A 13,982-nucleotide genomic window follows, 5' to 3' on the forward strand; every position below is an offset into this window, starting at 1 on the left:
TTGTGTTTCGGCTGCGGGTGGGTGGGGGCTGGTGCAAAAGATTGCGCAGTTCCCCGCGCCCCTGAAGAGCGGGGCTTCGCCCCGCATTCCCCCGCCCGCCCCGGGTCTTTCAGGGGCGCGGGGAACTGCGCGAGCAACCCCCACCCACCCGCACCCGACGAACCACCCGGTCTTCAAGGGGCGCGGGGAACTGCGCAATCTTTTAGGGGGGTCTGGGGGCGCAGCCCCCAGGAACGGATGGGACGGGTAGGGGCGGCGGGGGCGAGGGGAAACCCGGTACCTTCGTCGGCACGGGGTATTCAACGTGCCCGCCCCGGAGGGGACTTCGTGGGGATTGAGAGTGACCAGCTTGTCTTCGACTACCTGAGCCGGGTCGGAGACCTGGCTCAGCAGCGGCAGCTGCCGTCCGCGACGCGGATGCGGCTGGTGTCGGAGCTGCGGAACGAGATCGACCGCCGCAGGGCGAAGACACCCGTCGACAGCCCCGCCGCCGTCCGCCGCATCCTCGCCCGCCTCGGCACCCCCGACGAGATCGTCACGGCAGCCGGCCGCGGCGACGACGCCGCGCCCGGGACGCAGCCGTGGGCCGCCGTCCCCACCCAGCGCGCCGCCGAACCGGAAACCCGTCCCAAGGGCCTGCGTCGCGTCGTCCCGAGGCCGCGCCCCGCGGAACCGGAACCCACCGAGAACGCCGACGCCCCCTCCCCGCCGCACCTCGCGAGCGCGCAGGAGCTGGGTGACAGCGCCACCCAGCCGGACTGGTGGCGCGTGGACAGCAGCCCGTTCGGGCTCGGGGACAGCGTGCCGGGGTTCGTCGGAGGCGTGGAGATCCCCGAGCTGCTCAAGCCGCCGCCCGAGGAGAAGCCCGGGGAGAAGCCCGCCGAGGAACCGAAGCCGGCGGAAGCGGGTCCGGACGGCGAGCTGGAGGCTGTGGAGGAGAAGTCGGCGCGTCGCCGCCGCCTGCCGAGCCTCAGCGGCTGGAGCAACCCCCTCCTCCTGCTCGCCGCCGCCCTCCTCGTCGCGGGCGCCGCCCTCGGCAACTGGTTCGCCCTGGGCCTCGGCTGGCTCATCGCCTACGCCTCGCGCCGGCTGACCCCCGCCGAGTCGAAGTGGGCGGTCCTGGTGCTGCCCGGCCTGGCCGCCACGGCCGGCATCGTCTGGCTGTGGGGCCGTACGAACGGCCGCTGGGGCGCCCCCATCGCCGAGGGACACATGAACGACGCGGTCACCGAGACCTGGCCCTGGGTCGTCCGCGGCGCGGCCGTGGCCTCCGCCCTGTACCTGGTGTGGCGCTCACAGCGCCGACGCTGACCCCTCGGGCCGTGGGCTCCCTCGGCTCCGGCCTGGGCACAATGGCTCATATGACTTCCCGCGCGCTGACCGTCGGCTTCGACCTCGACATGACCCTGATCGACTCCCGCCCCGGGATCCGCGCCTGCTATCAGGCACTTTCCGCGCGTACGGGGACGTACATCGACTGCGATCTGGCGGTCACGCGGCTCGGGCCGCCGCTGGCGGACGAGCTCGTCAACTGGTTCCCGGCGGACGAGGTCGCGGCGGTCGCGGATCTCTACCGTGAGATGTACCCCACACACGCCATCACCGGCACACTCGCGATGCCCGGCGCCCGCGAGGCCGTCGCGGCCGTGCACGCGACGGGCGGGCGGGCCGTCGTCGTCACCGCGAAGTGGGAGCCCAACGCCAAGCTGCACCTGGAACATCTGCGGATCGACGCGGACGAGGTCGTCGGCAACCTGTGGGCCGAGCAGAAGGCGGAGGCGCTGCGCGAGCACGGCGCGAGCGTGTACGTCGGCGACCACACCGGAGACGTACGCGGCGCGCACACGGCGGGCGCGTACGCCGTCGCCGTGGCCACCGGCCCGTGCGACGCCGACGAGCTGCGCGCGGCGGGCGCCGACGTCGTCCTCGCCGATCTCACGGAGTTCCCGGCGTGGCTGGAGAGCTACAGCTGACCCGACTGCCAGACCGCATCCCGCCCGCATCCCGCCCGCGCTAGCTCCGCGCGGCGCGTGCCCGGCGGCGGCCCTCCGCGATGGACTGGAGCACTCCGGCTCCGGCCAACAGGAATCCGACACCCATGAACATGCTCAACCCGAACATGTATGTCGGAAAAGGAGTCGTACCGAGCAGCAGCGGTGCCACGGTGACCAGAGTGGCCACGGCTCCGATGAAGAAGACGATGGCACCGGCACGGATCAGCCGGTCACCGGCTTCCGGGGAATTCGCTTGGGTTTTGTCACGCACCGGACCAGGGTAGTTCCCAGCGCGAAGGAACAATCCAGCGACGTCTTGTCACCAGCCGCCGGACCATTAGCCTTGGTACCGGCGGGTCCGACGACCCGCTGTAGTGCTATCCAGAGCCGTTTAAGGGCAGTTGCCCCTGCAACCGCCGAGCAGTTTTCAGAGCAGTTTCCGACGAGTACGAGGACGAGGACAGACGTGCCTACCGGCAAGGTCAAGTGGTTCAACAGTGAGAAGGGCTTCGGCTTTCTCTCCCGCGACGACGGCGGCGACGTCTTCGTTCATTCCTCGGTCCTGCCCGCCGGAGTCGAAGCTCTCAAGCCCGGCCAGCGCGTGGAGTTCGGCGTCGTCGCCGGTCAGCGCGGCGACCAGGCGCTTTCGGTGACCATCCTGGACCCGACCCCCTCCGTGGCGGCCGCGCAGCGCCGCAAGCCGGACGAACTGGCTTCCATCGTCCAGGACTTGACGACCCTCCTCGAAAACATCACGCCGATGCTGGAGAAGGGCCGTTACCCCGAGAAGGCTTCCGGCAAGAAGATCGCGGGCCTGCTGCGAGCGGTCGCCGACCAGCTCGACGTATAGACATCCCGCAGACAACGCAGGGCACTTACGGGAAGTTCAGCGCATCCGGGCCGAGGGGCGGCACCAGCCCCTCGGCCGCCGCGCGGGTGAGCAGTCCCCGGATCGCGGCATAGCCGTCGTCGCCGAGGTCTGCCGTGAACTCGTTGACGTACAGGCCGATGTGCTGGTCCGCGACCTTCGGGTCCATCTCCTGGGCGTGCTCAAGGACGTACGGGCGGGAGGCCTCCGGGTCGTCCCACGCGGCGCGGACCGAGGCGCGGGTCGACTCCGCGAGCAGCTTCAGCGTGTCGTCGCCCAGCGAGCGCTTGGCGATGATCGCGCCCAGCGGGATGGGCAGCCCGGTCGTCCGCTCCCAGTGCTCGCCCATGTCGGCGAGCTTGTGCAGCCCGTAGTTCTGGTACGTGAAACGCGCCTCGTGGATGACCAGTCCCGCGTCGACCTTCCCGTCCCGTACGGCCGGCATGATCTCGTGGAACGGCATGACGATGATCTGGCCGACGCCGTCGGGAATCGTGTCCGCGGCCCAGAGGCGGAAGAGCAGATACGCCGTCGACCTCTCGCTCGGCACGGCGACGGTGCGGCCCGTCAGGTCCGCGTCGGCCTCCCGGGTGAGCACCAGCGGGCCGCAGCCCCGCCCCAGCGCGCCCCCGCACGGCAGCAGCGCGTACTCGTCGAGGACGTACGGCAGCACGGCGTACGACACCTTCAGCACATCGAACTCACCGCGCTCGGCCATGCCGTTGGTGATGTCGATGTCCGCGAACGTGACGTCGAGCGCGGGCGCGCCCGGCACGCGGCCGTGGGCCCAGGCGTCGAAGACGAACGTGTCGTTCGGGCAGGGCGAGTACGCGATCTGCACGGGCTCAGTGAGTGTGGTCATGCCTGTTCCAACCCTCCAGTACGGGCGCGAGCTTCCCGAAAGCCTCGGTGAGTGCGGCGAGCGCGTCGCCGATGCGCCAGGCGGCGCGGTCGCGCGGGCCGACGGGGTTGGAGACCGCGCGGAGCTCAAGGACGGGCACACCGTGAGCCACGGCCGCCTCGGCGACCCCGAACCCCTCCATCGCCTCGGCGAGGGCGCGGGGGTGACGTGCGCGCAGCTCGGCGGCGCGGGCGGCGGTGCCGGTCACGGTGGAGACGGTGAGCACCGTCCCGGCGCGTCCACCCGTGGCCGCCACGACGTCTCGTACGAGTGATTCCGGTGGACGGTGGCTGACGGCCCCGAAGCCGAGCGCGGTGACCGGGACGAAGCCGTCCGCGGTGTCCGCGCCCAGATCCGCCACGGTGATGTCGTCGGCGACGACGAGTGACCCGACGGCGGCGTCCGGCTGGAAACCGCCCGCGATCCCGGCGGAGACGACCAGGGCGTAGGGGGTGCCTTCGAGTGCCGCCGCGGTGAGCGCGGTGGCGGTGGAGGCGGCGGCGAGGGCGGGGCCCACGCCGGCGGCGAGCAGGTCGTAACCGCCCGAGCGGTGGAGTGTCACTCCGGGGAGCAGGACCTCACGGGGCGGGGCGGGGAACGCCTGGGCCACCGCGTCCCGCTCGGCGGGGACCGCGGTGGCTACCAGGACACGTACGACGGAAGACGTGGTCAGGAGTCCTTCTTGAGCTTGAAGGACCACAGGCCGGTGACCGTCTTCTCGCCCTCCTTGATGGAGACGAGCGTCGAGTTGCCGCTGGCGCCGTACTGGGCGTTGAAGAACACGCTGCCCGGGATCGTGCGGTACGTCTTATTGCTGGAGTCGGTCAGCGGCTGACCGTTCATCAGGATCGTCCAGCCCTTGTCCGCGATCTTCGGGTCCACGCCGAACCGGACGGTCTCGTCGGGGTCGACCTTGATGGACTTGATGTCCTTGGACTTCAGGCACTTCGCCAGGTCCGTGGTCGACACCTCCTTGCCGTCGTTGTAGCAGTCGGTCTCGGAGCTCACCGAGTTCTTGCCGACCGTGATCGTGGCCAGCGGCGTCGGCTTGTCACAGGCGGACAGGGTGAGAAGTCCGGCGGAAACGGCGCCGACAGCGGCGACGGCGCGACGGCGGCGCGCAACGCTGCGTGCATTAGCGGCTCTGCCGCGGGGCAGGGAGGTCATGGCCGAAGGCTATCGGGCAGGTCCAGTGGTCTCCCCACGTGGGGTACGGCGTGCCGCCCGCGGCCCCCGCGTGGCCGTGCCGCTCACGCCACCCGCTGCCGGGCGGGTCCGGCGTGGTGTGCCGCGCTGAGCAGCCCCCGTACGGTCGTCAGCCAGCCCGTGGCGACGATCGCGGCGGCCACGGACAGGCCGAGCGTGCCGTTGAGCGGCAGCGCGATGCCGATGCCGCCGCCGAGGACCCACGCCATCTGCAGCAGCGTCTCGGAGCGGGCGAAGGCGGACGTACGGACGAGTTCCGGGACGTCCCGCTGGATCAGCGCGTCCAGGGACAGCTTGGAGAGGGCCTGCGCGAAGCCGGCGACCGCGGCGAGGCAGGCCACGAAGGCCGCCCCGAAGAACAGCGCGGCGAGGATCGCCGTCGCCAGTACGAACGCCAGCACCGTCACGATGATGATCTCCGGAGCGCGCTGTTTCAGCCAAGCTCCGACCGCCGTGCCGAGCGCGTTGCCCGCGCCCGCCGAGACGCCCACTATGCCGAGCGAGACCGCCGCGCTCTCGCCGGTGAGCGGGTGCTCGCGCAGCAGGAACGCGAGGAAGAAGATCAGGAAGCCGGAGAGACAGCGCAGGGAGGCGTTGGCGCCGAGCGCGTGCGTGACCGCCGTGCCGACGGTACGGAGCCCCGGGCGCGGGGCCTTCTTCTGGCGCGGTCCGTGCAGGTGCTCCTCGTCCGCGGCCAGGAGCGCCTTGTCCTCGCCCTTCGCCGAGTCGACCTTGTGCGGCAGCGTGAACGACAGGAACGTGCCCGCGATGAAGATCACGAAGGCGCCGTAGAGCGGGTAGCGCGGGCCGAGGATCTGGAGTCCCGCCCCGATCGGCGCGGCGACGGCGGTGGCGAACAGCCCGCCGAGGGTGACCCGGGAGTTGGCCTTCACCAGGGAGAACTTGGGTGGCAGGAGGCGTGGCACGACAGCGCTTCGTACGACCCCGTACGCCTTCGAGGCGACCAGTACCCCGAGTGCGGCGGGGTACAGCTCGATGCCGCCGGTGACGACCGCGCTGGAGAGCATCAGGGCGAGGAAGGCCCGGGCGAGCATCGCGGCTGCCATCGCGGCACGGCGGCCGTGGGGGAGGCGGTCGAGGAGGGGGCCGATCACGGGGGCCAGGAGGGTGAAGGGCGCCATGGTGATGGCGAGGTAGAGGGCGACGCGGCCGCGGGCCTCGTCGGTGGGGACGGAGAAGAAGACCGTGGAGGCGAGGGCGACGGTGATCATGACGTCGCCGGCGCCGTTCACCGCGTGCAGCTCGATCAGTTTGCCGAGGCCGGACTCGCCGGCTCCGTGGGCGTGCGTGGCCTTGCGGATGCCGCGTGCCGTTCCGGTCACCGGGAAGTGCAGGGCACGGCCGACCGCGCGGACGGACCCGCTCATCCGGCCCGATCCGCCACTCCGGCTGCTGCCCTTGGTGCCACCGATTCCGGTTGCTCCCTGGGGCGACCTTGCGGCTGCCACTCCGTCATAGTGCCCCGAGATGGGGGTGCGTAGTGCGGTTACCGCGCGTATGGGGGTCGCGTGGGGGGTTCGGTGGGTGCGGTTCGTCGTCGGGGTCGGGGCCGGGCCGGTACGTCCAGCCCGTCGCCGGTGGGCATTGCTGTCTGCTGCCATGGCGGGACTGGGCGACAACCACGTAAGCGACGGGCTGGACGTACCGGCCCGGCCCCTTCGGTGCGTCGCCGGCTGCGGGCGCGTGGGGGGGGGGGCGTGCATCGCCGGGTGCGGGCCGGTGGGGGTTGCTCGCGCCCCTTAAGGGGCGCGGGGAACGGCGCGCCCAGCCCGCACGGACCCGCAGTCGACCAACAACCTCAGCCCCCACCCACCCAAGGGGCGCGGGGAACTGCGCGACCAGCCCCCACCCACCCGCACTCGACACACAACCCCCGGGGTCGAAGGGGCGGAGCCCCTGGAGGATGGGACGGGTAGGGGCGGCGGGGGCGCGTGACAGGGGAGGCCGTCGGCGTGTCCTGGTGGGCGATTTTGCGGCCGGCCGAGACGGGTTGTGTGGGCGGGAAACACCGGCGCGCAGCGCCGGAGAATGTGGCGCGGAGCGCCGAAGAGGGCCGCCGGTGTGGGCCCAGGCGCCAGGAGAAGGTAGCGTGCGTAGCGCGCATGCGGCGATTGTTCTCGGCCGCGCGCCTCTCGGCCATCCCGCAGAATGGATGGCGTAGGTGCGCCCGAGTGCGATCGGGCGCGGACGTCGACGCGGCCCTCCGGTCCGCTCCGTCCGCACCCCCGCCGGTGGAATGGCGCACCCGTGAGACGGCGTAGGAGAGAAGCGATACCTGTGAGCGCAGCGACCACGCGAAGCCGCACCCCCGACCGCCTGTGCGCCGAGGCAGTCGACCTCGCCCGCACCGCCGCCGAGGAGGCCGCCGCACCCGGCGTCGTCGGCGCGCACGTGGGGCTGGTCTCCGAGGGGGACCGCGTAGTCACGCACTTCTTCGAGTGCGAGGAGCTGGGGTACCGGGGGTGGCGCTGGGCGGTGACCGTCGCCCGGGCCTCCCGGGCCAAGGCCGTCACGCTCGACGAAACCGTGCTGCTGCCCGGCCCCGAATCGCTGCTCGCCCCCGAGTGGGTGCCGTGGAGCGAGCGGCTCCGCCCCGGTGACATGGGCCCGGGGGACCTGCTGCCCACGGACGCCGAGGATCTCCGCCTCGAACCCGGTTTCACCGGCGAGGACGAGCCGCCGCCGAACTCGCCCGTCTCGGAGGAGATGGCCGAGCTGGTGGAGGCGGAGGACGCGGAGGTGACGGGCGGGGCGCCCGCGACGCTTCCGGTCGCGCCGCGCCGGGGTTCGATCGCGGCGGTGGCCGAGGAGCTGGGGCTGCGTCGTGCGCGGGTCCTGTCCCGGTACGGGCTGCATGTGGCGGCCGATCGGTGGGAGGAGGGGTACGGGCCGAAGACGGCGATGGCGCAGGCCGCGCCCGCGTCGTGCGTCAGCTGTGGCTTCCTGAACCCCATCGGGGGCTCGCTCGGACAGGCGTTCGGTGTCTGTGCCAATGAGTTCTCGCCCGCCGATGGGCATGTCGTGTCCCTTTCGTACGGCTGTGGCGGGCACTCCGAGGCCGCCGTCATGCCGAAGCCGCCGCGCCCGGCTCCGCCGGTGATCGACGAAACCCGCGTGGACCCCTTCCCCCTCCGGCCGTCCCCCGATTCCGGTTCGGTCTCGATCACGACGGACGAAACCTCGGCGGAGCTGGGCCACTCGTAACCGGCAGGGTTCTCTCGCCCCCGCCGCCCCTACCCGTCCCATCCCTGGGGGCTGCGCCCCCAGACCCCCCTAAAAGATTGCGCAGTTCCCCGCGCCCCTGAATGCGTCTGCGGGGCGGTGGGGGTTGCTCGCGCAGTTCCCCGCGCCCCTGAAAGACCCGGGGCGGGCGGGGGGATGCGGGGCGAAGCCCCGCTCTTCAGGGGCGCGGGGAACTGCGCAATCTTTTGGACCAGCCCCCACCCACCCGCAGTCGACGAACCCACCCCCCACGGAGCCGACGGGGCGGAGCCCCGGGTGGAAGTGGGCCCGGCGCGCGGTACCTTCATGCCGCGACCGAGCGCTGCACTCGCGGTCGCGCCAGGCGAGAGGGAGAGTGAACCGTGAGCAAGTTCGTGCGGCCGGCAGCCGAGGGCGCGGACCCGTTCGGGACGGCCCGCCTGCGACGCGGCGTGCTGGACGCCTGGGCTACCAGCCCGGCCCGGTTCCGCGAGGACGCCAACGCCGAGGAGGACCTGGTCCTCGGCGGGTACCGGGACCGGCTCGTGGTCGAGCTCGCCCAGAATGCCGCCGATGCGGCGGCCAGGGCCGGCGTTCCCGGCCGGCTCCGGCTCACCCTCCGCGACGGTGTGCTCGCCGCGGCCAACACCGGCGCCCCTCTCGACGCGACCGGCGTCGAGTCGCTCTCCACACTCCGCGCCTCCGCCAAGCGCGACGCCCACGACACCGCCGTCGGCCGCTTCGGCGTCGGCTTCGCCGCCGTCCTCGCGGTGACCGACGAGCCCGCCGTGGTCGGCCGCCACGGCGGTGTCCGCTGGTCCCTCGCCGAGGCCCGTGAACTGGCCGGTGACACCGCCCGGCACAGCCCCGGTCTCGGTGACGAGATCCGCCGTCGCGACGGCCATGTGCCGCTGCTCCGGCTGCCGTTCGCCGCCGAGGGCACCGCCCCGGAGTCGTACGACACCGTTGTCATTCTGCCGCTGCGGGACCCCGCGGCCCAGGATCTCACCGAGCGGCTGCTGCGGAACATCGACGACGCTCTCCTGCTCGCCCTCCCCGGCCTCGACGAAGTCGTGGTCGAGGTCGGTCACAGCGACGGCGAGGTGCGTACGCTGCTGCGGCGCGCCCACGAGGACGGCGTCACCGTCGAGGACTCCCGTGACGGCAGCACCCGCTACCGCGTCGCATCCCACCACGGCCCGCTCGACCCCGCCCTCCTCGCCGACCGCCCGGTCGAGGAGCGGCTGCGCCCGCACTGGTCCGTCACCTGGGCCGTCCCGGTGGATGCCGACGGCGCGCCCGCCCGCCCCCGCACCAGCCCGGTCGTGCACGCGCCCACCCCCAGCGACGAGCCTCTCGGCGTCCCCGCCCTCCTCATCGCCTCGCTCCCGCTCGACACCACCCGGCGGCATGCCGCCCCCGGGCCGCTCACCGATTTCCTCGTGGAGCGCGCGGCGGACGCGTACGCCGAACTGCTCGCCGCCTGGCGCCCGGTGGACACCGGGATCATCGACCTCGTGCCCGGCCCGCTCGGCAAGGGCGAGCTGGACGGCACGCTGCGCCAGGCGATCCTGGACCGGCTGCCCCGTACCGCCTTCCTGCCGCCGGCCGCCCCGCCGGTCAGTGCTCCGGACACCCCGGACGACTGGCCCGAGACCAGCGTGTCGGAGAACCCGGCCGCCCTGCGGCCCCGCGACGCCGAGGTGGTGGAAGGCGCGGGCGCCGAGACCGTCCACGTCCTCGCCGAGGTGCTGCCCAGCCTGCTGCCCGCCGGGCTCGAACGCCGGGTGGAGCTGCGGACGCTGGGTGTCGCCCGTGTCCCGCTCACCGAGGCCGTCGACCGGCTGGCCGGACTGGAGAAGGATCCGGGCTGGTGGCGCAGGCTGTACGACAGCCTCGCCGGGGTCGACCCCGACCGGCTCTCCGGGCTGCCGGTGCCGCTCGCCGACGGGCGTACGACCATCGGCCCCCGGCAGGTCCTGCTGCCGCTCCCGGACGGGCCCACCCCCGACGACACCTGGGCCGCCACCTCCGACAGCCTCGCCCGGCTCGGACTCAAGGTCGCCCACCCGGACGCCGCCCACCCGCTCCTGGAGAAGCTGGGCGCCCTCCCGGCCACGCCCCGCGCCGTGCTCACCACCCCGCAGGTGCGCGCCGCTGTCGCCGCCTCGCTCGACGACGAGGGCGGGGCCTGGGACGAGGACGCCCTGGACGCGGAGGAGCTGGCGGACACCGTTCTCGCGCTCGTCCGCGACGCCGGTCTCGAACCCGGCGACGAGCCCTGGCTCGGCGCCCTCGCCCTCCCGGACGAGGAAGGGGAACTCGCGCCCGCGGGTGAACTCGTGCTGCCCGGCAGCCCGTTCGCCCAGGTCATGCGTGAGGACGAACTGGCCTTCGTGGACGGTGAGCTGGCCGAGCGCTGGGGTGAGCAGCCGCTCGCCGCCTGTGGCGTGCTCGCCAACTTCGCCCTCGTACGCGCCACCGACCTCGTCCTCGACCCGGACGAGCTGGAGCCGCGCGACTCCGACTACGCCGAGCCTGATGACGCGGGCCTCCTTGACGCCATCGACGTGTGGTGCGAGGACGTCCTGGACCGGCTGCCGGACGCGCCGGTGCCGCCGGTCGCCACCGAGATCGTCGCCGTACGGGATCTGGACCTGGTGGACGACGAGCGGTGGCCGCAGGCCCTCGCCCTGCTGTCCCGGCCGCCGTTGCGGGACGCGCTGACCCAGCCGGTGCGCATCCTGCTGCCGGACGGCACGCACGAGATCGTCCGGCCTTACGCGGCCTGGTGGCTGCGCGGGCATCCCGTCCTCGACGGGCGCCGCCCGGCCGGACTGCGGGCGGAGGGCAGCGATCCGCTCCTGCACGGTCTGTACGACGCCGCCGACGCCACCGGCTTCGACGACGAGCAGGTGCTGCGGGCGCTGGGGGTGCGGACGTCCGTGGCCGCCCTCCTGGACGAGCCCGGGGGCGCCGCCGAGCTGCTCGACCGGCTCGCCGATCCCGACCGCGAGGTCTCCGGCGCCCAACTGCACTCCCTCTACGGCTTCCTGGCCGATCTCGACCCCGAGCAGGTGACCCTGCCGGACGAGCTGCGGGCCGTCGTCGACGGCGAGGTGCGCGTGGTGGACGCGGCCGACGCCGTGGTCGTGGACTCGCCCGACCTGCTGCCCTTCACCGGCGGGATGCCGCTGCTTCCCGTACGGCCGTCGCGCGCCGCCGATCTCGCCGAGCTGTTCCAGGTGCGGCGGCTGAGCGAGTCGGTGACGGGGGAAGTGACCTCCGAGGGCGCCGAGCACGATGTCCCGGAGTCTGTGAGGGTCCTGCTCGGACCCTCGACGCCCACCTCGTACGTCGAGCACGACGAACTCGTCGTCGACGGCACCGAGTTGGACTGGCGGCGTACGCGGGACGGCGTCCTGCACGCCTCCACCTTGGAGGGCGTCGCCGCCGGGCTCGCCTGGGCGGCCGGGCAGTGGCCGCGCCGCTTCGAGGTCGCGGCGCTCCTCGAAGACCCGTCCCGCACCGAGGAGTTGGCTCGCGACCGCTGGTTCGACTGACCTTCACGGGTTGGTTGAATTTTCTTCACTTCTCGTACAACCATTCACTCCAGACGCATGTCTGTTCACCTGAGTCACCAGACTCCTAGATCGGTTGGGCACCGCGGCGACTACGACGACTCGTGGTGCCCCCTCTCCTCACGGGGTAACAACATGCGCATACGTGCCACCGCGGCCGCCGCGACTCTCACCGGCGCCCTGGCTCTCACCGCTCTCGCCCTGCCGACGGCTCAGGCCGCCGATGCTCCGTCCCTGAACAAGCCGGCCGCCGCGTCCGTCTTCGGCGCGCACGCGAAGACGGCGTTCTCCGCGACGACCGCGGCCGCCGACCCGGCGGTCTCGAACGTCACCGTCAACGCCGGCAAGGACATCGTCCTGGGCACGACGGTGGCCAAGACGATCAACGTCTCGCTGACCGCCACGCACGCCTCCGGCATCGCGGACGCCTACATCGACCTGTGGCACGGTTCCGACCTGGACAACGTCGACGGCTACCTGGGCCCGAACGAGGACGCCGCGACCTGCACCGCCACCAGCGCCACCACGTCCACCTGCAAGCTGACCATCACGGTCGACCCGCAGCTCGACCTGTACATGAACGCCCTCGCGGGCACGTGGCACGTCACGGCGGCCGCGCTCGCCAATGACGGCAGCATCTACGCGAACGACTACTTCGACACCCACCGTGTCCAGCGCGCCTCCAAGCTGACGGTCAACGCCTCGCCGGAGCCGGTGAAGAAGGGCAAGACCATCACGGTCACGGGCAAGCTGTCCCGCGCCAACTGGGAGGACTTCGCGTACCACGGCTACACCGGCCAGTCGGTGCAGCTGCAGTTCCGCAAGAAGGGCAGCGACACCTACACCACCGTCAAGACCATCAAGACGGACAGCACGGGCAACCTGAAGACGACCACCACGGCCTCCGTGGACGGCTACTTCCGCTACAGCTTCGTGGGCACCTCGACCACCCCGGCCATCAAGGCCACGGGTGACTACGTCGACGTGCAGTAGTCGCGGCCGATGGCCAGGGCAAGCGGCGCCGGGGGAGCCCCGGGCGCCGCTTGCTGTGAGTTTGGTAATCCGCTCACAAAGTCTTCAAATCCTGTACAACCAATCACTCGCGTCACAGATCTGATCACCTGAGTCAACAGACTCCACCATCACTTGGGCCCCGTGCGACGACGAGCCGTGAGGAACGACCACCACCGGGGCCCCTTTCTCCACTTGGGGATCGCATGCGCATACGTGCCACCGTGGCCGCCGTCTCCGGCGCCCTGGCCCTCTCCGCCTTCGCCGTTCCGGGCGCCCACGCCGCCGACGCCTCCGCCGCCTCCCGCGCGGACGTCGCCAAGGTGCAGGAAGCCGCCCACGCCGCGTCCGGCAAGACCGCGTTCAGCACCTCTTCGGCTGCCGACACCGGCACGCCCTACGCGCTCGACCTGTCCTTCTCCGCCGTGAAGGTCAACAACGGCAAGCCGATCGTCGCGGGCATCGCCAACAAGGTCACCGCCCCGGTCACCTTCAACATCACGCACGCCGCCGACGTCGACATCACCGCCGACGACTTCATCCTGGACATGGAGATCTACCGCGGTTCCTACGAGGAGCCGGACAGCATCCTGTTCGGCGACGACCTCCCGGTCTGCACCGCGACCTCGACGACGGCCGCCACCTGCAAGGGCACCATCGACGTCTACCCGGACACCGACCTGGTCAACGCCGACGCCGCCACCTGGAAGGCCATCGGCTACGCGGTCGCGCTCAACGGCGTCGACATCACCGCTGACGACGTCGACTGGAGCAAGGTCGGCTACGTCGAGCAGGACGCGCTGGCCACCACCAAGCTGCAGCGCTACTCCAAGCTGACGGTCAACGCCTCGCCGGAGCCGGTGAAGAAGGGCAAGACCATCACGGTGACGGGCAAGCTGTCCCGCGCCAACTGGGAGACCCACAAGTACGCGGGTTACACCGGCCAGTCGGTGCAGCTGCAGTTCCGCAAGAAGGGCAGCGACACCTACACCACCGTCAAGACCATCAAGACGGACAGCACGGGCAACCTGAAGACGACCACGACGGCCTCCGTCGACGGTTACTTCCGCTACTCCTTCGCGGGCACCGCGACCACCCCGGCCGTCAAGGCCACGGGTGACTACGTCGACGTGCAGTAGTAGCAACAGCAGTAGTAGCAACAGCAGTAGCAGCAACAGCAGTAGCAGCGACAGAGGCAG

At 71.8% G+C, this 13,982-nt stretch carries 12 protein-coding genes; 7 read left to right on the forward strand and 5 right to left on the reverse strand.

Going from position 1 to position 13,982, the window contains the following annotated elements; genetic code table 11:
• Positions 1–327: 327 nt before the first annotated feature.
• Both OIC96_RS26610 and OIC96_RS26615 read left to right on the forward strand, forming a co-directional pair.
• Entirely contained in the window at positions 328–1,311 is a 984-nt protein-coding gene (locus tag OIC96_RS26610; protein WP_330305439.1) for a hypothetical protein, read from the forward strand.
• Positions 1,312–1,352: 41 nt separating this feature from the next.
• On the forward strand, positions 1,353–1,973 hold the full coding sequence (locus OIC96_RS26615) for an HAD family hydrolase (RefSeq protein ID WP_330305438.1): 621 nt from the start codon (positions 1,353–1,355) through the stop codon (positions 1,971–1,973).
• A 40-nt stretch (positions 1,974–2,013) separates the two neighbouring features.
• On the opposite strand, the gene OIC96_RS26620 is transcribed toward OIC96_RS26615, so the two are convergent.
• Entirely contained in the window at positions 2,014–2,265 is a 252-nt protein-coding gene (locus OIC96_RS26620) for a hypothetical protein (RefSeq protein WP_327429680.1), read from the reverse strand.
• Positions 2,266–2,460: 195 nt separating this feature from the next.
• On the opposite strand from OIC96_RS26620, the gene OIC96_RS26625 reads away from it, so the two are divergent.
• A complete protein-coding gene (locus tag OIC96_RS26625; RefSeq protein ID WP_327429679.1) occupies positions 2,461–2,844 on the forward strand; it encodes a cold-shock protein in 384 nt (127 codons plus the stop codon).
• Between the two features lie 25 nt (positions 2,845–2,869).
• Here OIC96_RS26625 and OIC96_RS26630 read toward each other — a convergent pair whose 3' ends face one another.
• The 4 genes from OIC96_RS26630 to OIC96_RS26645 form a co-directional block, all read right to left on the reverse strand.
• Complete coding sequence (locus OIC96_RS26630; RefSeq protein WP_330305437.1) at positions 2,870–3,724, reverse strand: 1,4-dihydroxy-6-naphthoate synthase; 855 nt, start codon at positions 3,722–3,724, stop codon at positions 2,870–2,872.
• The gene (locus OIC96_RS26635; protein WP_330305436.1) at positions 3,708–4,463 is read right to left on the reverse strand and encodes a futalosine hydrolase; all 756 of its coding nucleotides are present in this window, start codon (positions 4,461–4,463) and stop codon (positions 3,708–3,710) included. The genes OIC96_RS26630 and OIC96_RS26635 overlap by 17 nt, the downstream gene beginning before the upstream one ends.
• Positions 4,433–4,930, reverse strand: a complete 498-nt coding sequence (locus OIC96_RS26640; RefSeq protein ID WP_330305435.1) for a DUF2771 domain-containing protein — start codon at positions 4,928–4,930, stop codon at positions 4,433–4,435. The genes OIC96_RS26635 and OIC96_RS26640 overlap by 31 nt, the downstream gene beginning before the upstream one ends.
• A gap of 83 nt (positions 4,931–5,013) precedes the next feature.
• Entirely contained in the window at positions 5,014–6,438 is a 1,425-nt protein-coding gene (locus tag OIC96_RS26645; protein WP_330305434.1) for an MFS transporter, read from the reverse strand.
• An 829-nt stretch (positions 6,439–7,267) separates the two neighbouring features.
• Between OIC96_RS26645 and OIC96_RS26650 the strand changes: the two genes are divergently transcribed.
• The 4 genes from OIC96_RS26650 to OIC96_RS26665 all read left to right on the forward strand — a co-directional run bounded on the left by OIC96_RS26650 (position 7,268) and on the right by OIC96_RS26665 (position 13,922).
• Positions 7,268–8,194 (forward strand): DUF3027 domain-containing protein, encoded by a 927-nt coding sequence (locus OIC96_RS26650; RefSeq protein ID WP_330305433.1) that lies wholly within the window; start codon positions 7,268–7,270, stop codon positions 8,192–8,194.
• A gap of 380 nt (positions 8,195–8,574) precedes the next feature.
• Positions 8,575–11,754: a sacsin N-terminal ATP-binding-like domain-containing protein gene (locus OIC96_RS26655; protein ID WP_330305432.1), complete on the forward strand. Its 3,180-nt coding sequence runs from the start codon at positions 8,575–8,577 to the stop codon at positions 11,752–11,754.
• Between the two features lie 153 nt (positions 11,755–11,907).
• Entirely contained in the window at positions 11,908–12,765 is an 858-nt protein-coding gene (locus tag OIC96_RS26660) for a DUF5707 domain-containing protein (protein WP_330305431.1), read from the forward strand.
• Between the two features lie 224 nt (positions 12,766–12,989).
• Positions 12,990–13,922 carry a hypothetical protein gene (locus OIC96_RS26665; protein WP_330305430.1) on the forward strand — a complete coding sequence of 311 codons (933 nt, stop codon included), beginning with the start codon at positions 12,990–12,992 and terminating at the stop codon, positions 13,920–13,922.
• Positions 13,923–13,982: the final 60 nt, after the last annotated feature.

It is taken from the genome of Streptomyces sp. NBC_00775 (genome assembly GCF_036347135.1).
Lineage (GTDB): Bacteria > Actinomycetota > Actinomycetes > Streptomycetales > Streptomycetaceae > Streptomyces > Streptomyces lutosisoli.

Bases quoted from the DNA above. Each gene is read 5' to 3' on its own strand.
- OIC96_RS26615 (WP_330305438.1), top strand. From the start codon at position 1,353: ATGGCTCATATGACTTCCCGCGCGCTGACCGTCGGCTTCGACCTCGAC.
- OIC96_RS26630 (WP_330305437.1), bottom strand. From the start codon at position 3,724: ATGACCACACTCACTGAGCCCGTGCAGATCGCGTACTCGCCCTGCCCG.
- OIC96_RS26640 (WP_330305435.1), bottom strand. From the start codon at position 4,930: ATGACCTCCCTGCCCCGCGGCAGAGCCGCTAATGCACGCAGCGTTGCG.
- OIC96_RS26660 (WP_330305431.1), top strand. From the start codon at position 11,908: ATGCGCATACGTGCCACCGCGGCCGCCGCGACTCTCACCGGCGCCCTG.
- OIC96_RS26665 (WP_330305430.1), top strand. From the start codon at position 12,990: ATGCGCATACGTGCCACCGTGGCCGCCGTCTCCGGCGCCCTGGCCCTC.